This is a genomic window from Maribacter sp. ACAM166, assembly GCF_005771495.1.
GTDB lineage: Bacteria > Bacteroidota > Bacteroidia > Flavobacteriales > Flavobacteriaceae > Maribacter.
In genome coordinates, this window is the sequence record NZ_VAUW01000057.1 from 1 (window position 1) to 19,052 (window position 19,052).

General features: G+C 35.6%; 17 protein-coding genes. 4 read left to right on the forward strand and 13 right to left on the reverse strand.

The genetic code is table 11. The annotated features are described in order from the left end of the window. Nucleotides 1-185: 185 nt before the first annotated feature. Together ES765_RS20160 and ES765_RS20170 are read left to right on the forward strand one after the other, a co-directional pair. Nucleotides 186-2,336, forward strand: a complete 2,151-nt coding sequence (locus tag ES765_RS20160; protein WP_249356629.1) for a c-type cytochrome — start codon at nt 186-188, stop codon at nt 2,334-2,336. A gap of 734 nt (nt 2,337-3,070) precedes the next feature. Further along, a complete protein-coding gene (locus tag ES765_RS20170; protein ID WP_138116149.1) occupies nt 3,071-3,277 on the forward strand; it encodes a PH domain-containing protein in 207 nt (68 codons plus the stop codon). A 220-nt stretch (nt 3,278-3,497) separates the two neighbouring features. Here the strand turns inward: ES765_RS20170 and ES765_RS22140 are convergent, their stop codons facing one another. From ES765_RS22140 to ES765_RS20220, 12 genes are all read right to left on the reverse strand, one after another. Beyond that, nucleotides 3,498-3,635 carry a hypothetical protein gene (locus ES765_RS22140; RefSeq protein ID WP_212744277.1) on the reverse strand — a complete coding sequence of 46 codons (138 nt, stop codon included), beginning with the start codon at nt 3,633-3,635 and terminating at the stop codon, nt 3,498-3,500. Nucleotides 3,636-4,188: 553 nt separating this feature from the next. Beyond that, nucleotides 4,189-4,620 (reverse strand): DUF6851 domain-containing protein, encoded by a 432-nt coding sequence (locus tag ES765_RS22145; RefSeq protein WP_212744278.1) that lies wholly within the window; start codon nt 4,618-4,620, stop codon nt 4,189-4,191. Continuing rightward, nucleotides 4,586-4,885, reverse strand: a complete 300-nt coding sequence (locus ES765_RS22150) for a hypothetical protein (protein ID WP_212744279.1) — start codon at nt 4,883-4,885, stop codon at nt 4,586-4,588. The genes ES765_RS22145 and ES765_RS22150 overlap by 35 nt, the downstream gene beginning before the upstream one ends. A 162-nt stretch (nt 4,886-5,047) precedes the next feature. Then, the gene (locus ES765_RS20180; protein ID WP_138116151.1) at nt 5,048-6,214 is read right to left on the reverse strand and encodes an alpha-hydroxy acid oxidase; all 1,167 of its coding nucleotides are present in this window, start codon (nt 6,212-6,214) and stop codon (nt 5,048-5,050) included. 304 nt (nt 6,215-6,518) lie between these two features. Then, nucleotides 6,519-7,832: an L-fucose:H+ symporter permease gene (gene fucP, locus ES765_RS20185; protein WP_138116153.1), complete on the reverse strand. Its 1,314-nt coding sequence runs from the start codon at nt 7,830-7,832 to the stop codon at nt 6,519-6,521. Between the two features lie 15 nt (nt 7,833-7,847). Continuing rightward, entirely contained in the window at nt 7,848-8,627 is a 780-nt protein-coding gene (locus ES765_RS20190; RefSeq protein WP_138116155.1) for an SDR family oxidoreductase, read from the reverse strand. Between the two features lie 71 nt (nt 8,628-8,698). Further along, entirely contained in the window at nt 8,699-9,526 is an 828-nt protein-coding gene (locus ES765_RS20195) for an amidohydrolase family protein (RefSeq protein WP_138116157.1), read from the reverse strand. Continuing rightward, nucleotides 9,526-10,377: a fumarylacetoacetate hydrolase family protein gene (locus tag ES765_RS20200; protein WP_138116159.1), complete on the reverse strand. Its 852-nt coding sequence runs from the start codon at nt 10,375-10,377 to the stop codon at nt 9,526-9,528. Before ES765_RS20200 ends, ES765_RS20195 begins: the two co-directional genes overlap by 1 nt. 16 nt (nt 10,378-10,393) lie before the next feature. Beyond that, nucleotides 10,394-11,170 (reverse strand): SDR family NAD(P)-dependent oxidoreductase, encoded by a 777-nt coding sequence (locus ES765_RS20205; protein WP_138116161.1) that lies wholly within the window; start codon nt 11,168-11,170, stop codon nt 10,394-10,396. Nucleotides 11,171-11,234: 64 nt separating this feature from the next. Further along, nucleotides 11,235-11,462: an alpha-L-fucosidase gene (locus ES765_RS23045; protein WP_138116173.1), complete on the reverse strand. Its 228-nt coding sequence runs from the start codon at nt 11,460-11,462 to the stop codon at nt 11,235-11,237. Nucleotides 11,463-11,509: 47 nt separating this feature from the next. Further along, nucleotides 11,510-12,826 (reverse strand): L-fuconate dehydratase, encoded by a 1,317-nt coding sequence (locus ES765_RS20215; protein ID WP_138116163.1) that lies wholly within the window; start codon nt 12,824-12,826, stop codon nt 11,510-11,512. A gap of 101 nt (nt 12,827-12,927) precedes the next feature. Further along, nucleotides 12,928-13,797 carry an AraC family transcriptional regulator gene (locus ES765_RS20220; protein ID WP_138116165.1) on the reverse strand — a complete coding sequence of 290 codons (870 nt, stop codon included), beginning with the start codon at nt 13,795-13,797 and terminating at the stop codon, nt 12,928-12,930. A gap of 252 nt (nt 13,798-14,049) precedes the next feature. Between ES765_RS20220 and ES765_RS21940 the strand changes: the two genes are divergently transcribed. Beyond that, nucleotides 14,050-14,226 (forward strand): hypothetical protein, encoded by a 177-nt coding sequence (locus tag ES765_RS21940; RefSeq protein ID WP_171017386.1) that lies wholly within the window; start codon nt 14,050-14,052, stop codon nt 14,224-14,226. Between the two features lie 1,556 nt (nt 14,227-15,782). Here ES765_RS21940 and ES765_RS20225 read toward each other — a convergent pair. Beyond that, nucleotides 15,783-17,393, reverse strand: a complete 1,611-nt coding sequence (locus tag ES765_RS20225; protein ID WP_138116167.1) for an FG-GAP repeat domain-containing protein — start codon at nt 17,391-17,393, stop codon at nt 15,783-15,785. A 566-nt stretch (nt 17,394-17,959) separates the two neighbouring features. Between ES765_RS20225 and ES765_RS20230 the strand changes: the two genes are divergently transcribed. Then, the gene (locus ES765_RS20230; protein ID WP_138116169.1) at nt 17,960-18,829 is read left to right on the forward strand and encodes a carboxypeptidase-like regulatory domain-containing protein; all 870 of its coding nucleotides are present in this window, start codon (nt 17,960-17,962) and stop codon (nt 18,827-18,829) included. The last annotated feature ends 223 nt before the right edge of the window (nt 18,830-19,052 follow it).

The following is a 19,052-nucleotide window of genomic DNA, read 5'->3' on the forward strand; positions in this document are numbered from 1 at the left end:
GTAACTTTAGAGTAGATTACCATAGATAGATTTTTAGATTAATGAATTGAATTTCAACACTTTAATTTACTGAAAATCTATCTTTTTTGTTGCATAATAATCAAATATTATTAATCGAACTCAGGTTAATAATTAGTTGTTTTTTATTTTCTTGTCAGGAGTCTTATAATGAGACTCAAGTTTCATTGGATTCCTATAAAATTGAAGAAGGGTTTGAGTTAGAGGTTCTAGCTGCAGAACCACTTTTAAAAGCACCGGTTGCTATTGATTTTGATGCAAAAGGTAGAATTTGGGTAGCACAAATGCCAGGTTATATGAATGATATGCAAGGCTCGGGTGAAGAAGATCCTACAGGTAGTATTCTTATTCTAGAAGATTTGGATAAAGACGGTGTCGCTGATCATTCAAAAGTTTTTATGGATAGCCTTGTTATGCCTAGAGCATTGGCACAGGTGTATGGCGGATTGCTTTATGCGGAACCACCAAATTTATGGTTTGTTGAAATTGAGGATGATAAACCGGTAAATCCTGTTTTGGTTGATTCGATGTATGCAGTAGAGGGTAATCCCGAGCATCAGCCCAACGGATTATTATTAAATATTGACAATTGGATCTACAGTGCAAAATCTAATTTCAGGTATAGAAGATCCAATGGGATATGGCAAAAACAACCCACTACTTTTAGAGGGCAATGGGGTATTTCACATGACAATTTTGGCAGATTGTATTATAATGATAATTCAAGGATATTATTAGGGGACTATGTGTTGCCCAATACCTTGATTAAAAACAAATACTTTACGCCAAAAGCTAGTGTAGATAAGTTACTAACAATGGATCAACGAGTTTATCCATTGCATGCTGCGGCCGTGAATAGAGGGTATGCCAAGGGTGTTTTAAATGCTGATAGTATTTTAGTGAATGCCACGGCAGCCTGTTCTCCATTGGTATATAGGGGAGGTGCTTTTACACAGCCCTATGATGAAAATGTATTTGTGTGCCTACCAGAAGGGAATTTAGTCAAACGAACACTTCTTACTTTTACTGGTGACTCTACCATAGCAGAACAAGCATCGCAAGGAAAGGAATTTTTAGCATCTACCGATGAAGGTTTCCGTCCTGTAAGTTTAAAGAATGGCCCAGATGGGAGTATGTATATAGTAGATATGCATCGAGGAATGATAGGGCATCATGCTTATTTAAGCCCTTATTTAAAGGGAAAAACGGAAACTACCCGTTTAGACACCCTTATTAATTTTGGAAGAATTTTAAAAGTAAAACACATCGATGCGGGAACTGATATTATTCCGAATTTTAATGCTTTGGATGGAAAAGAATTAGTTTCTTTATTATCTAATAAAAATGGATGGGTTCGTGACCGTGCTCAGCATTATCTTATTTTCAAAGAACTAACCCAGATGTCGAATTCGGTTAAAGATTTGGCGCTAAACTCCAAAAACCCGTTGAGTCAGATTCATGCATTATATGTGCTGGAAGGTTGGGGTACATTGTCTTTCGATTTCTTAACTGAGATTATGCAAAGTGAAAATCCAGGGGTTTCCGCTCATGCTCTTGTTCTTTCAAAATCTTTTGTGTCTGAAGGAGATATAGAAAAAGCTGTTCGTGTTTTTAATTTAATGCTAGATAGAAATGAACTTGGGTTAGATGTTTATCTAGGGAATGTAGTAGGAAGTTGGATACCCCTTTATGAGCAAAAGTTTACACCACTTTTAATGGAAATTCTAAAAAGGCGTCAAGATAATAGCACAGTTATTGAAGCTGTGATAAGCGGTTTGGCAGGGGGTGAATCTCAAATTTCCGAGAATACGTCAATCATGAATACGCTGAAGCATACGCAGTTTGTAAATAGACTGGTCAGGACTATTTCAGATAAGAAAGTGGGTAAGATGAATTCTATTTATACGAGAACATCTATCAACGAAGATAACAGAACCAGTGGTGCTAAAATGTTCTATCAGATTTGCGCATCTTGCCATGGAGCTAACGGTCAAGGCATCGACGGACTCGCACCACCTTTAATGAATTCTGAGCATGTGAAAAATACTGAGCGTTTGGCGCTTATCATACTGCATGGTTTGGAAGGGCCTGTTCATGTCAACGGTGAGGAGTATAACATCAATTTAGCCATGCCAGGACTTATTAGAAATGAAACAATATCAGATAAAGACATTGCCGATATAATTTCTTACGTAACCAATGCTTTTTCTGATGTTCCAAAAACTCTTCGTAAAGAACGTATAAAAGAGCTGAGAAGTGTGAAATCATCTTCAGGCATGGAGTATACGGAAATAGAATTAAAAGCACTTGATGACTAGATATTTGGTTTGCTTTTGTAGCTATACACTTAAAATAGCTTGATTGTTTAGAGGAATTAATCTTTAATAATGGAAGTACAATACGCTCTGCATTCGAAAGGCGCTCATTATCGTTATTATAAATGTACAAACTGACATATTTTATGATTTAAGGATAGATTTTAGCGAACACAATGAACAAATCGCCTCTTATGCTGAAGAAGAAAATCTAGACTATTGCATAAATTCAATAAAAAAAATCCATACCGCAGAAGCCGAAAGATGATTTAATAAGCAATTCGCCTATATACATAGTGCGATTTCGAAAGTGGTGATGATGAACAAAAAAAGCATTAAAAACCCATTAATAAGACCTATAATTTTCAACAGACTTAAAGGTTTCAGTATTAGAATTTAGCTTTTCGTTGATTTGTATTTCTAAATCTTCCAGAATAATTAAACTTCCTGTTTTGGCATAGCTATCTTTATTTTTTGGGTGTGGAAACTACTAGACTAGAAGATTGTCTTCGTTCAGGAAGGTTTGGGTGGTGAAAAAATCATTATTATCCTCTAATAAAGATGTGTTTTCTAGTTACAAAATCTTTTAAAACACAATTAAACGTCACAAAAGAAATGCCAATTTCTGAAGATAAAATAATTTTCGGGTTGTATTTAAAGGACGGCGAAGAAATTTTCAGGGCGTTTACACACAATGGATAAAGTAATATTCACCAATAAAAAATTAATACGTTTGGATGCGCAAGGCAATACAGGAAAGAAAAATAGTACAGCTTCTTTCCTATAATAGAATAACATCGTTCTCTATAGAAACCTCAGGCACTTTAGATTATGATAGTGATTTTAAAATATGGGTGTCTGAAGTAGAAGTTTTCGGTATTAAATTTGGCAGAAGCATAGATATTAATGCTATAGGCCGGTTTTTGGTAAAAACAATTTCGTAATGAATATATTCCAGCTTTTTATTTGAATGTGGTAATAAATTTATTAAAAATTATAAACCGAAAAATGGAGCTAAAGTATAACTTTGGTATAAACCTAAAACTAGTCAAATCAGCTGACTATCTTTGATTTCAGCTATTTCTCTCCAATATGTTCTTGGTGAAATTTCCAGGCTTGCCTAGTTACATTTCTTCCTAATTCTAATCCTGCAATAGTATCAGATTAAATATGATAACCCCCTAAAACTCTTGAAATTCCTAACATTCCTGACATTCCTGACATTTCTGACATTTCTGCTGTTTCAGTAAAGGTGGGGAATTTAAGGGTTACTGTATCGCCCAAAACATTGGGTTCGGTCATTGCCCTTGCTACTAATTTTGCCTCTTAACTAAATCTGTCACTTTCGGTCCAAATTTTCAGTCCCTCTGCGCATGATTCACTTATAGTACAGTGGCCAGAGACATAACTTGGAAAAGGAGGGCAAATAAAAATTGCAGGAGAGTAAGGTCGCCATTCTTTTACCCTCTATTTCAATCATTCCTTTTCCTTCGCCCCCCAGACTTTTATTTTCCGGTTAGTAAAATATTGATGTACCAAAGCATATGGTCTAGCGTAATCATAGAACATTTTGGAATCCCAAGAAGCTATAAAGGCATCGATGTCCACAACCTGGTTGTAGAAATACATCATTACATTTTCATCAAGGGTGTGACTGTCTCTTTTAGAAACATCTTATGCAAATTTCAACCAATGCCCGGCCTTTTGAACTGATTGGGGTCCCGTCACGCATAAATTCTACCAACGCAATTTGATAATCAGTTAAATTTGCCTATAAGTCAATCACTTCCTTCACCTCTTTTTTCAATTGTTCAGAACCAATTAGAGGTGGTGGACCTGGTCGAAATTGATCACCCTATTTCAATGCTAATGGTTCTACCTTATCCCAAAAAGGTGTTAAACAGCCAGGAGCATAAGTGCCGCCTTTTCCGTCTGAAAAATATTTAGGTTGCCAGAGGTTCGGGTCTATATTTTTATCGGGAGAATTAATCGGTTGGTATCCTACATAGTTAAAGTAGGATTCTCCATTTGAACCTTCTTCCTCTCCGTATTGATTAGACCCATCACTCTTGCAAGCTTCGATAACTGATTTTGCAGCTAAATTCCCAATACCTTCAGGGGTATTTGGATGCAACGAATTATTTAAAAGGTCTAGTCCTAAATCCTTCATGAAATTAGCGAACATTTCTACATCTGAATAATAATATTCCTTTATAGTTTCACATACCGCATAACTAATTGCAATTTCTTTATTACTTAGGGAATACTCTTTTTTGTCTTCTATCAACCCCTTTGTGGTAAACAAGGTTAGCCCTTTCGTCATACCTTGACCAGGCATCAAACACAGAGACAAATATCAAGCCTAAATATCTGGAGGTAATAGTAGGTCTAGGTTTAAACCTTTCTGTATCATTGGCCGTTGCTTTCAAAGCCATTTCTCCCCATTTGTAGGCTAGGTTTTCAGTTCCTGTAGCTTCTTGCTGTTCTTTATTAACCTGATTATTTTTTTGTTTATGATTTTCTTTACATCTTAAAGAAATAAAGGAAAACATAAAAATTAAAAGTGTACGGTATATTTTTTTAAAATGAATTTTGTTGTCATCATGTTATAAGTTAAGGATGAATTAAAAAATCAAGTCAAATTATTTTAGCCAACTAGTGGTAGAATATGCCATAAGAAATCAAGAATTATTAATATAGGGTTAATAAGTGTATTACTGTTTGATGAGATGACGTGGAAAATCTTTTACCTCCGCACAACAAATTTGCTCCATGAGCTGTTGCAATTCTGTTTTTATAAGAGAGATTGTATGATCGCCGCCATTATTTCCAAGTGCACCGACCCCATACATAAATGAACGACCCATAAAGGTAAACTTGGCACCGGAAGCAAGAGCTCTGGCAATATCCGGTCCCGAACGCAGACCGCTATCCATCATCACAGTCAATTTATCCCCGTATTTCTCGGCAATTCTTGTAAGGGGTTTTATAGAGGATTCACCAGCATCCAATTGGCGCCCCCCATGGTTGGATACGATGATACCGTCTATGCCCAATCGCACTGCCTTTTCGGCATCCGCTTCGTTTGCCACTCCCTTGAGTACGAGTTTGCCCTTCCACATATCACGGATAGGCTTTATTTTTTCTTCGTTCAAACGGCCAGAGAAAGTTTGGTCCATAAATTTGCCCAATTGTTTTAGGTCCAGGTTTTTTGGCATGTAAGGTTTCAAGTTTTCAAAACCGGGCTGTCCATTAATTAGCGTTTTGATTGCCCATTCGGGCTTTCCCAAAACTTGGACAATGTTATTTACGGACATTTTGGGTGGCATCGCCAGTCCGTTCCGGATATCCCTTGGTCGAAAACCAAACGTAGGTACATCACATAGAATGACCAGGACAGGACATTCGACCGCGGCAGCCCTATTGATGATATGGTCTCGCAAACGGTTTTCAGTAGGATGATACAGTTGAAACCATGACTGCCCTTCCGAAAGCTCGGCTATACGTTCTATACTGCTCGTTGTTACCGTACTCAGTATAAAGGGCACATTATGCTCAAAGGCCGCCTTTGCCAATATCTCCGGGGAATTGGGCCACACTAGTCCCTGCAGTCCTACAGGAGCGATGCCAAAGGGTGCATCGTAGGTATGCCCAAAAAGCTCGGTCCGCATATCTGAACCTGTATGCTCGCTCAGGTAATAGGGCATCAGTTCAACATCACGTAGTTCCTTTGTATTCTTATTTAGGTTTACGTCCTCGTTACAACCGCCGTCCAAATACTCAAAAGCAAAAGGTGGTATTTTCTTTTTTGCCTTTTCCCTTAGGTCATAAACTGATGGATATGCCGTGTTTATTTTGATTTCTTTCTTGATCTTCGCCATATTGAACTTCTTTGCTAGAATTTAAAAATCCATTCCATCAACACCCATTTTTTATTCCGATTTCCTAATAGCAAAGTCTGTTGATACTTCTGCATTAAGGTCTCCTATTCTTTTACTTTGATAATATGTTAATCACGTTGCTCTTTTTTAATGAACATTCTATTGGCTACCTGGGTTATTTCCAGATTTCTTTATGCTTTCTATAATTTATGGCAAAACCTTTTTTATGGTGTTCAATATATTGTTGGATGAGTGTTGGTTCAACCTTTTAGGTCTAGGTCAAAACATGGTTTATCTGTTTTCATTAGTGTATGGCGAGTGCTTGTTTGTTCACTTTTAACCCATAATAGGCGATAAACACAAAGCAGAGCATAGGCAGTAAGAAGGAGAAATTTACCTCACTAACACCTAATACTTTTATATCATTCACTCCAAAACCGCCCAAGTCTATCAACATACCTTGTAATTTTGGCATTAGCGCGCCGCCAACAATGGCCATTACCAAACCGGCTGCCCCAATCTTAGACTCTTCCTCGCTCATGCCATATAAAGCAATACCGTAAATGGTAGGAAACATGATGGACATAAATAAAGTGATAGAGACCAAGCAATATAAACCTATTGGCCCTTCAATGAATATAGTACCCATGGTTGCAGCGATAGCAAAAAGGGCATACAACATTAATAGTTTGCCCGATGGAAAAAATTGTAAAAGGTAGGTACCCAGTGCACGACCTACAAAAAATAAAATAAAGGCTATAAATTGATGATTAGCTGCTGTGTCGCTTGATATACCTATTGCCTCTGCATATTGATAAATATAGGTCCAGCACATAATTTGTGCCCCTACATAGAAAACTTGGGAAAACACACCAAAGGTATAATTAGAATTGGTTTTTAGTTTAGAGAAAGTTTCTCCCAAACTGGCAGTACTATCATCACCTTTTTTTTGGGGCATTTTACTTATTAAAATGAGTACGAAAACAGCTAAAATGATAAGCCCAAGAATTACATAAGGATCTCTGATTACCATAAGGTCAGAAGTTCGTATTAATATCTTTTTAGCTTCTTCCAGAGCACTGTAATTAGCTATGTCGTCTGATTGTAGTTTTTGAAGTACAAATTGTTGGGCCACTACTAAGCCTAAAATTAATCCCACAGGGTTAAAGGCTTGTGCCAAGTTTAAACGTTGTGTTGCGGTTCTTGAGTCACCCATCGCCAAGATATAAGGGTTTGCCGTGGTTTCCAAAAATGCTAGTCCAAAGGTTAAGATATATAATCCTAAACAAAAGAACCAAAACTGTTCCGTTATAGCAGCAGGGTAAAAAAGAAGTGCCCCACCGGCATATAAGGCTAGACCAATAAGTATTCCAACTTTATAGCTATATTTTCTAACGAACAAAGCTGCAGGTAACGCCATGCAGAAATACCCACCATAAAAGGCCATTTGGACCCACGCAGCTTGTGAATTGGAAAGTTCCAAGACTTTTTTAAAAGCCTGTACCATGGGATCAGTAACTGCATTTGCGAAACCCCAAAGACCAAAGAGAGAAGTAATCAATATAAAGGGAATGATTACTTTTTTTGAAACTACGGGTACTTTTTCTTTCTGTTTCATAATTGGTTTATAGATTTATAAGGAACGGTCAAGGTGTGAATACCCGCCGTCCACAAATAATAACTGACCAGTTGTATGACTTGAGCGTGACGATAACAGAAACAATACCATGTCCGCAATTTCTTGTTCCGTAGTCATTCTATGTTCTAACGGAATATTCTTGGTAATTTCAGCAAGCTTTTCTTTTGGGTTATTAAAAGTATGTATCCATTTATTATATTGAGGTGTGTAGCACTCAGCTACAATCACGGCATTTACACGAATGGAATAAGGCATTAATTCCACAGCCCATTCACGGGTTAATGCATTTCTTCCTCCATTTGCAGCAGCGTAACCAGATGTGCCGCCTTGTCCGGTAAAAGAGGTCTTGGAACCGATATTTACTATAGCGCCTTTGTATTTCTTTAATTCAGGTAAAACCAGTTGAGCCATTTGATAATAATGGGTCAAATTTTTATGGATTGATTCTATGAAATCTTCACGGGTTCCATTTTCTAATCCAACAGAATCATTAACTCCTGCGTTGTTGACCAGTCCATCAATTTGGTTGAATTTTGCCAAGGCTTCGCCTACCGCTTTTTTACATTGTACAGGGTCTGTCAGTTCAGCATAGGCTTTACCTGCTATACCTCCTAAGGCTTCGATTTCCTTTACACAAGCATCAACTTTTTCTTTTGTTCTGCCAATGATAAATGGAATAGCACCTTCTTTGGCTAATGCCAGGCTTATACCTCTACCTATACCCGCAGATCCTCCGGTAACTATGATAACCTTGTCCTTTAAATATAAATCCATTTGTTTTGGTTTTTATGGATTCTACCTCATATTTTGAATCAAGAAGTAAAACATAAGTACGAGCTTTTCTTTTAGTTTAAGTTGTAAAACCTTGAAGCGTTACCCCCTAATATAGCTTGCTTTTCATCTAAATTAAAGTTGTTTACATATCGTTTGACAATATCGAAAACGGTTTCGTATTCAGCTGCTAATAAACATACTGGCCAATCTGAGCCAAATAGTACTCTATAAGCACCAAAAGCTTCAAAAATCACATCGAAATACGCAACAAAATCTTCATATTTCCAGTTCGCTAAATCAGCTTCAGTAACAAATCCGGAGAGTTTACAACATACGTTAGGAAATTGGGCAATTTGCTGTATATCCTTTTTCCATTGGTCTATTTTACCTGCCTTTATATAAGGCTTGGCCAAATGATCAATCACAAATTTATTCTCAGGAAATTTAGCCACCATTTTAATGGTGTTTTCCAATTGTTGTGGATGGATCAAAATGTCATAAGTTAAACCACAAGTTCTTAGTTGTGAAATACCAAATTGAAATTGTGGGTCTAGAACAAAGTCATCCTTTTCAGCTTGTAAAATATGTCGGACTCCTTTAAATAGGGGATTTTTCGCAAAATGTTCCAATCTTTCAGTTATGTTAGGGTGGCATAAATCTACCCATCCAACAATCCCTTTGATAAAACCATTTGCCTCAGCTAACTTCAATAAAAACTCAGTTTCCGCTTCTGACTGTTCCGCTTGCACGGCTACACAACCGGTTATATTCAAATTTTGGTAAATAGATGACAGATGCTCTGGTAGAAAATCCTTTTGGATTTTTTTCATGTCATCGGTAATCCATGCATCCTTTATTGCATTATACTTCCAGAAATGTTGATGACTATCTATAATCATTATAGTGCTTTTACAGCTTGTTTAGATGTCCCTAAGCCTTCTATGCCAAGTTCTACTATATCAGAAGGTTTTAAGTATTTAGGAGGGTTAAGCCCTAGTCCAACACCAAATGGCGTACCTGTTGAAATAATATCTCCAGGTAATAAGGTCATATATTGACTAATATAGCTAACCAAGTGAGGAACGTCAAAGACCAAATCAGATGTATTGCTTTTCTGCATTATTTCCCCGTTTACGGTTAACCACAAATCGAGATTGTGCGGGTCTTTTATCTCATCTTTTGTAACGATGTAAGGACCTATAGGTGCAAAGGTATCACAGCTCTTTCCTTTTACCCATTGGCCATCTCGTTCAAGCTGAAATTCACGTTCACTATAGTCATTATGTAAAACGTAACCAGCTACATGGTCCATAGCATTTTCCTTGGAAATATAGCTTGCTTTTTTCCCGATAACAACTCCCAACTCTACTTCCCAGTCCGTTTTAGTGCTTCCTTTAGGAATGATTAAATCGTCATTTGGCCCAACTATGGCAGACGTTGCTTTAAAAAACAGTACAGGTTCATTTGGTAATGTCATTCCACTTTCCTTTGCATGCTTGGCATAATTCAACCCAACACAGACTATTTTTGAAGGCCTTTTCATAGGGGCGGCAATTCTTGAATTCTTATCAAACCTGGGTAATTTTTCAACTTTATTATCTACCCATTTCTCAAGTTTTTCAAGTGCATCACTACCAAAAAATTCTTCATTATAATCCATTCCAAAACCAGATACGTCCACCCAGTCACCATTGGGTAGTTCTACACCTGGTTTCTCATTTTCTATAGTTCCTATTCTAATAAGTTTCATTTCGTATTGCTTTATATTAGTTGTTTAATTTAATAAACCCACCATCGATAGGGAAATCTGTACCGGTAATAAATGTGGCATCATCAGAACATAGAAACAGTGCTAAAGCTGCTATTTCTTTTGGTTGCCCCATTCTTCCTATTGGTTGGGATTTGGACAATTTGTCAAACATTTCACTTTCTTGACCGGGATAATTTTTGTTTATAAAATTGTCAACGAACGGGGTGTGAACCCTTGCCGGTGAAATACTATTGCATCTAATATTATGGCTTATATAATCTTTGGCTATGGAATAGGTCATAGTTAGCACCGCACCTTTGGTCATAGCGTAGGCAAAACGATCTGCAATCCCCACCGTTGATGCTATGGAAGCCATATTTATAATAGAACCGCCTTTTTGTTTCATGTAAGGTATTATAGCGGATATACAGTTGTAAACACCTTTTATATTTACATTATAAAGCCTATCCATATCCTGTTCGGTAGTATGCTCAATATTGCCAATATGAGCAATACCTGCATTATTAATGAGCACATCCAAAGAATTATTTGCGGCAATGCTATTGATTACTTCCAGAACTTGTTTTTGGTTTGAGACATCACATGAATGTGCCTCTGCTTTATGTCCTTCACTAAGAATCTCTTCAACCACCTTTTGGGACATTTCTAAATTAAAGTCTAAAATATGAACATTGGCACCATTCATGGCGAACTGTTTAGAGAGGGCTTCACCGATTCCACTTCCGCCACCGGTAATCAAAACTGTTTTATTATTATAATTAAATGTTGCCATATTATTTCAAGCTTGTTTTAGGGTTATTTCTATAATTAAATCTAGAGAATCTATTTGATTTTTTTTAATCGAAATTAGTAGTCCAAATGTGTTCTGTTGATATTTTAATGGTGCTATATTTTATTCTCGAAGCTTTGATTATTTTCATCCATTCACCATCTCCTAAACAACTATATAAACCCCAGTGAACAAACAAATCAAATTTTGTCTCTTTGAGCCACTGCCTAGCCTCTAGATTTTCTGGGGCTGGTTTGTGGTCTTGTTGCTGCTGATCATAAGTTACTTTAAATATGAAGAGTTATAGGGGCAACATATTTTAGTTTTAATTTCATGTTATAACTATCTAGTGTAGTTATTACTCCATTCTTTTCCCTCAGGGAAACTGAAGTGCTTAAGTGACTCCTCTTTCATAGTAATACTATAACCTGGATTCATAGGAGGCATGTAAGCGCCATTTTTTATAACCACGGGTTCATAAAAATGCTCATGAAGATGGTCTACAAACTCAATGATTCTATCTTCCATAGTTCCGCTTATGGCAATGTAATCTATCATAGATAGGTGTTGTACATATTCACAAAGCCCAACTCCGCCGGCATGTGGACATACTGGAATATCAAACTTAGCAGCCATTAATAATATAGCCAATACTTCGTTGACACCGCCTACGCGGCAACTATCAATTTGACATATGCCTAACCCTCCAGCTTGCATGAATTGCTTAAACATGACTCTGTTCTGGCAATGTTCTCCTGTTGCTACCAAAATTGGACTTATTGCTTTTGCAATTTTGGCGTGACCAAGAATATCATCAGGACTAGTTGGTTCTTCTATCCACCATGGATTAAACTTTTTAAGCGATTCCATATTGGTTATTGCCTCATCTACGTCCCATTTTTGATTGGCATCCATCATTAACGTGAGGTCGTCGCCGATTTCTTCACGTATGATTGCAGCCCTTCTCATGTCATCTTCCAAATCTGAACCAACCTTTATTTTCATATACTTAAAACCACTTGCTTTGGCTTCTTGGCACAAGTGCCGCATCTTTTCATCTGAATAGCCCAACCAACCGGCAGATGTGGTATAAGCGGGATATCCTTTTTCCATTAAAGTTTCAATACGCTCTTTTTTTCCGGCCTCTTTTTTCTTTAATATAGTTAATGCCTCCTTTGGCGTTAATACATCAGTGATATAGGTAAAGTCTATACATGAAACAAACTGTTCTGGTGACATGTCTGCCAATAATTTCCATAAGGGTTTCCCCTCAGCCTTTGCATATAGATCCCATACAGCGTTGACCACTGCCCCGGTTGCAAGATGTATGACTCCTTTTTCTGGACCAAGCCATCTTAACTGGCTATCACCGGTTATCATTTTCCAGAATTCACCCATATCGTTGGTAAATTCTTCTAAAGATTTTCCAACGATTAAATGCGATAATGCTTTTACTGCTGTTACACAAATCTCGTTACCTCTACCTATTGTAAATGTGAGTCCATGTCCTTCAAGTTTTGGATGGTTGGTCTTTAAAATAACATAAGTTGCAGAATAATCTGGGTCTGGATTCATAGCGTCAGAACCATCTAAAGATTTACTGGTAGGAAATCTAACATCTTTAGTGATTACTTTTGTTATGATTATGGGTTTTGACATCAATACTGATTTTAAGACAAATCTATGTATCCTGATTTTAAAAAACTAACCAATTAGATACCAGTACTTATACTATTTTTGCAATTACCCCTTTTTAATTCTTATCGTTTTTGCTTATGAAATTTCGAATATGAAGAAGGAGACCTATCGTGAATTTTTTTAAATTGCCTATTAAAATTTGAAATGTTATTAAAACCTGATAAATAACCTATTTCAGTTATACTTTCCTTGTTTTCCAAAAGAAGTTTAGAAGCGTAGCCTATCCGTATTTCATTCAGGTACGTAGTGAATGTCTTTCTATTGGTTTCCTTAAAGAATCTGCTGAATGCCGATTTGTTCATGCCTGCTATCTCTGCCACATCACTTGAACTGATATCAGTATTAAAATTTTCGAATACGTACTCATATATTTTAGCAAGACGCTTGTTCTCTGTTTTGTTAAACGAACGAAGAAAACTATTACTCGATAATAATTTGTACCGTTGGTGTTTTGTCAAAGCATCTAAAATTTCGATGGTTTTATATATTCTTGCGGTAGGGCTAAGGTCTACCAAGCTTTTTATTTTATCCAAAAGACCAGTCTTAGGATCATAAAACCTGATTCCAAGTTTGGCTCTATCCAAAAGATTGGAAATGGATTGCATTTCAGGTATTTCAAAAAAATCAGTTCCTAAAAAATCTCTATTAAAATGTATGGATATGGCTTCGGCCTTTAGGACTGAGTTCTCTTTAAAATATTGCTTATCATTTAACCACATGTGTGGTAAGTTATCCCCGATGAGCACGACTTCACCTTCCTCAAATTTTTGAATACTATCTCCAATAAACCGAGTTCCAGAACTCTTCAGTATTATGACAAGTTCAAATTCTGGATGAAAGTGCCAAACCCTTAAAAAATTTGAATGTTGATTGTGTGAAACCGTAAGCGACTCGTTCAAATTACTTGACCGGTTCAACATATGAAGTTCCATATTTACTTTTTAAATGTACTCATTAAATAAATTCTTAATTAATATTAAATTATTTTCCTGGTTCTAAATCTCAAAATAAAAATAGGGTTTTACTTCTACGAGGAAAGAGTTAGAAATAAGAAAAAAGGCTCAATCAATTAAAAAACACCCTAACATTATAGAACCAATTTATCTTAATAGTCTACCTCAACAAGATTATTTTGAATGAGAAAATCAAAAATAAGAAAAAATAATTAGTGAAAATATATTGTTATGTATCTAAAAAAGTCTAATCAAGCCTATAGTATTGCTGTGAGTGCTTTAGTATCAATAAACAACCAAGCTTACAGGGCAAAATATGATAGTGATATATCTATTAGTGATGTAGCATCAGGGTATTTTAAAATGAATAAAATAGAATTGTTCGTTATGGAGTATTTAAGGGATTAGTTTTCAAAGGTAGATATCTATTAGCCCTTAAATCCCTACCTCAATAGAATTTACTTTTTAATGGGTTCTTTTGAGGAAATACCCTTGAAATAATTTACTAGCCAAAAATTGTCGCCTACTAAATTTCATACTCATTTTTACTTGCTCGGAAAAAATTAAAGCAATAGTAACTCCACCGATTACGTATAAAGTTTACTGTCCTATTAAATATATATGCTACTATGGTATTAAACTAAATGTTTTGAGATTTTGCAATACATATAGGCTGCCACATCCGAAACAGGTTATATTTACACCGGCCTGTATGAAAGAAATAGCCCTTTATGGTAAAGCTTGATTCAAAATTGGTAACAGCACAATCTTTAGGGGTAAAACATATAATAGCATCGCTTTCCTTCAGAATATGAACCGCACGTTCAATTCTGAGATACTGATTGTGGTAAAGGCCGTCAAGGGAATTTGTTAGGTATACAAGAAATTCGTTAGGGCATTCAATATCTAAAATCAAACAACCGATAGAAGCCGTGTTCAGTTGGCTAATTGAGAAATCAGACACACAGAAGGCATGCAAAGTAAGGCTGGCCTCGGCATTCCTAAAGCTAAATTCTCAATGAACCTACTCTCTACCCGTTCTAAACATGGCTGATTTTATTAAATAATTATGGTTATTAAACCATCTAAAAGGATATATTAACAGGAGATGGCTTTGATTATTCCTTATAACGAAAGGAGTCGAAGTCAATCCTGAAAATTCAACATTTAATTTCTGGTAGGGCTTAATTCTTCTAGGCTTGGCTATTACTTTCTTCTGATAAATACCTAGTGTTCTAACCCCGACCCGTTTCACCTATTGTCTTTAATCTTTATCTCATCTTTCGGTTATACTTAACATATTTATAATCAAATTTTTAGCATATATTACAGTTATAATACCTGTAGACTAGCCTGTGAGTTTTCTATATTGACTCATCACGCAAAAATAGGGATGGGGGATGATATATGATTAGATGTAAAGTCGGTGAATTTTGAAAGTTAAATATAGGCTCTGATGACACAAAACGAAAACATATCAAAGGAAATCCTTATTGATTCGATATGCTACTCTATTTGGTTTGGGCAGTTTAGTGACTATGTAAACTATTAAAGTCAGTGGCTTAAAATAGTAATAAAAATAAAAAATAATAAGAGAGGCCATAAAGAAGGTATATCTTAATTGAACATCATAGTGAATGAAATAAGTAAATTAGAAATAAATAGTATTGAATAGTAAAGAGAGAATCCATCAATAAAACCAAGCCTTTAACCAAGTATTATTACCTGTATAAATTTCTTTTTTGGTGCAGTAAACTTAAAGAAATGGAAATCAATTTGGCCAATAATGTGATATACCGAAAAAATAAAAGAGATAGAAACGCTAATAACAAGACAAACAGAAATTCATAACCATTTTTGTCATCTATAGAATAAAGGTGAGAACTCATATTGACTACCCAATAAAATTGAAGATGGTAAAAAAGTTCCCATTCAACTTTTGAGTTTTTTGTTAAACCAAAGTCCTAATCGGTCGTGCTATTAGTCACAGTATTTACAATCTTGATTGTATTTTCTTTATTTTCTAAAAGTATAAGTTTTATGAGATTATCTTCATTAGATTTAAAAATGGAACTTGTCTTCCGTAAGCCATTTACATTAAAGCCACCTATCATAATATCAATATCTCCATCAACATCATAATCTCCCTTTGCCATGGTTAGCCAACCATTATTGAAATCACCTTTAGAAGTATACGATTTAAATTCTAATCGCTTCGAATTCTGATTCTCAAGATATATAAATCCTTGATCAGAAGAACTCCCAGTGTCATTGAAAAGCGCTGATACTGCAAAATCAATGTCACCATCTAAATCATAATCGTCTGCCAGCACCCGTGTAGCCCCATATATTGGGTAAAACCATTTTTGTTCGAAGATGTTTGATTTATTATTCAAAAATAAGCGAATTCCATGATAGGGCTTTGGGAAAAGTGAATAATCTGCATTATCGCCATTAGCTAAAATAATATCTAGGTGCCCGTCTATGTCATAATCTATCAATTCGAACCAACTTGAACCATATTCTGGTGGTAATACAATAATATGTTCACTACTAAACTGTAAGTCGTTTTTTTGATAGAAAATAAAAACACCTTCATTACCTTGTGAAAACAAGGCTACGACGTCTTTTTTTCCGTCTTGGTTCATATCGGCGATTTCAAATTTTATTGCACCAGGTTGATTATGTATTGGTCTTTTGACGAAACCCGAACCTTTTTCTACTAAAATCGTCAATTGTCCTGTCAGGTTTCCAAACTCGCAGATGAGCAGTTCATCCACTCCATCATTGTTTAAATCTAAAATTTCCGTAAATACAGGTCTATGCAATTCTTTGGCTATAGTATCAATAACACCTGAAGAAATTTTGGTTATGAATCCTTTCGGGATTTCGCTAGGATTTAATATTCCAATCTCAGTTATGTATATATCATTCTGTTTTTGATGGACTGAGGTTATTGCAGAGCTAAATTTTTCGGATGTAGATTTTGTATTTTTAGGTGGCCATTGGTATAAATTGCCTTTCGCATCTCCAATATTGAATAAATTCATGTTCGTATCAAATTGCAATCCAGTTATGATAGGTACAGCAGTTTTTGGGAGATCAATGGTTCTAATTGAAAATTGTTTTAGGTCTTCGTTTTTGTTGTTCCTGTCGTTGTCGATTGAAATAGTATTAGGGGCCATTGATATAATATAATCATGAATACCGCACCATGTAATACTATCTATAACTGGTGCTTTAGGGTATTTTTCACTAAGCTTAATAAGAAATTGCTCTTCAGGTGATTTATTTTTGTAAGGGTCGTAGCCATCATAAATATATCCCATTCTTGCTGCCATTTCTGGTAGAACGCTATTTTTCCAAATGTCTTTTGGAATACAAATGGGATTTGGCGGTAAGTGGCAGCGTCCACAATAGTTATTATACTGTGCCACATCGTATAAAGTATTCGCATTTTGATTCTGACAAGAAAAAAAAAGCAACACAACCCCTATGGATAAAAACACCAATATATTAAGTTTTCTTTTCAAAGGCACACTATTCATATTATTAGCGTTCGGTTTGCGAATCATCTTTTTTTTTCAATAAGATTTACGAGAATTAACGTATTTCCTTTTTTAGTATTAATGGAAATAGACTCTATTGATTTTAACATTCAATAAATATATATGTAACAATTGACTTTCGAAATTATATTTCAGGAATTCGCTTTCTCCATTTTTAATTCATAACAAAAGAGCATATAATGACATTATTATAGACGATTAAAATAGTCTGAAAAAAATCTACTATATTTTTTGGAATTCTTTAATCTTACAATTAGCAGGTATACTGTAATCTTTTTAAAAAAGTATAAAACCGTTAACATTAAGCAAAAGTATTTCCTGAGCGGAAAATAATATTGATAATAAATTGGGGTGAAAATCTACATATTTTGATTTATTTAGGTGTTTGGGCAAAAAAAGTATCATATCTCGCTAAAAAACTATTTAACATTTGCACCCCTCCTTTAGTAGATTTACAAATAATATATCATTATAATCTATTTTTTTAACTTTAAAATGAGATGTTGACAACAGTCATACTGCTTTAACCAAATTTAATAACTTATATAAACCAATCTAAAAATTTTAAAATTATGGAGAAAAACAAAAAACTCTCTTTGTTGAGAAAAGTTTTTTTTAGCGTTGACGCAAAAAAAAATATTCTTCTTCTACCACTTGTTTTTGCGGTAATTATCACAAATACATATAAGGTCAACTCCAAAGACAAAGAAGAATCTAAAATTCATTTAGGGCTAGTGAACGAACATGTCTCAAAAATTGAAAGGTCTAATTTGTTTCTTTTTCAAACCTCGATTTCAGGTCAGGTTTTAGACCAGAATAACCAACCACTTCCGGGTGCTAGTGTTGTCGAGAAGGGAACTGTAAACGGGACACAAACTGATTTTGATGGTAATTTTAATTTAGAAGTTTCCAGCGGAGCAGTCTTGTTGGTCTCTTATATTGGGTATGCATCGCAAGAAATCACTATAGGAACAAAGACGAATGTTACTATTGTCTTGGAAGAAAGTGCTTCTGGATTGGATGAAGTAGTGGTCATAGGTTATGGCACCCAAAAGGAGGCTTTGCTAACAGGTTCGGTGGGTCTGGTAAAAAAAGATGAAATCACTAAGGTGACATATGCGAACAGTGCATCTGTACTTCAGGGCAGAGTGCCTGGGGTTCGAGTAGAATCAAATGGTGGTGCACCAGGCGCCGGTGTTAACGTCGTTATTCGAGGCACCGGTTCATTTGGCAATGACCAACCTTTATATGTGATTGACGGTAACATTGTTGGATCTATGTCATTTCTAAATCCAAATGATATTGAATCAGTAAGTGTATTAAAAGACGCCTCTTCAGCTGCCATTTACGGAAGTAGAGCCTCTAACGGCGTTGTTTTGATTACGACTAAAAAAGGTAGTGTAGGTGATGTGAAAATTAATTTCGAATCAATCCTGTCCTAAACGTTTTCAAGAATGAATAACTTTACTGTTTTCATTGACCTAAAGCTACCGTTTTGGTTTTTTTCAGAATAGAACCCCCTGTACGATATTTTGTTTAGGCGGCGGATGGTCTTGAAAAGGGTGGTCGAGCCATTTTTGGAGGTCTACCTTAACAAAAAGGTTGAGTCTTATAAAAGCGACCAGATTTGATAAGTACCATTTGTATTTTGCCATAGCTTTCAGT

Excerpts from the sequence above, each read along its gene's own strand:
- ES765_RS20205 (WP_138116161.1), bottom strand. The coding sequence starts at position 11,170 with ATGGCAACATTTAATTATAATAATAAAACAGTTTTGATTACCGGTGGC.
- ES765_RS20215 (WP_138116163.1), bottom strand. The coding sequence starts at position 12,826 with ATGTCAAAACCCATAATCATAACAAAAGTAATCACTAAAGATGTTAGA.
- ES765_RS20230 (WP_138116169.1), top strand. The coding sequence starts at position 17,960 with ATGGAGAAAAACAAAAAACTCTCTTTGTTGAGAAAAGTTTTTTTTAGC.
- ES765_RS20220 (WP_138116165.1), bottom strand. The coding sequence starts at position 13,797 with ATGGAACTTCATATGTTGAACCGGTCAAGTAATTTGAACGAGTCGCTT.
- ES765_RS20190 (WP_138116155.1), bottom strand. The coding sequence starts at position 8,627 with ATGGATTTATATTTAAAGGACAAGGTTATCATAGTTACCGGAGGATCT.
- ES765_RS20225 (WP_138116167.1), bottom strand. The coding sequence starts at position 17,393 with ATGATTCGCAAACCGAACGCTAATAATATGAATAGTGTGCCTTTGAAA.
- ES765_RS20195 (WP_138116157.1), bottom strand. The coding sequence starts at position 9,526 with ATGATTATAGATAGTCATCAACATTTCTGGAAGTATAATGCAATAAAG.
- ES765_RS22140 (WP_212744277.1), bottom strand. The coding sequence starts at position 3,635 with ATGACCGAACCCAATGTTTTGGGCGATACAGTAACCCTTAAATTCCCC.
- ES765_RS21940 (WP_171017386.1), top strand. The coding sequence starts at position 14,050 with ATGTATCTAAAAAAGTCTAATCAAGCCTATAGTATTGCTGTGAGTGCT.
- ES765_RS20200 (WP_138116159.1), bottom strand. The coding sequence starts at position 10,377 with ATGAAACTTATTAGAATAGGAACTATAGAAAATGAGAAACCAGGTGTA.
- fucP (WP_138116153.1), bottom strand. The coding sequence starts at position 7,832 with ATGAAACAGAAAGAAAAAGTACCCGTAGTTTCAAAAAAAGTAATCATT.
- ES765_RS20170 (WP_138116149.1), top strand. The coding sequence starts at position 3,071 with ATGCGCAAGGCAATACAGGAAAGAAAAATAGTACAGCTTCTTTCCTAT.
- ES765_RS22150 (WP_212744279.1), bottom strand. The coding sequence starts at position 4,885 with ATGTTTTCCTTTATTTCTTTAAGATGTAAAGAAAATCATAAACAAAAA.
- ES765_RS20180 (WP_138116151.1), bottom strand. The coding sequence starts at position 6,214 with ATGGCGAAGATCAAGAAAGAAATCAAAATAAACACGGCATATCCATCA.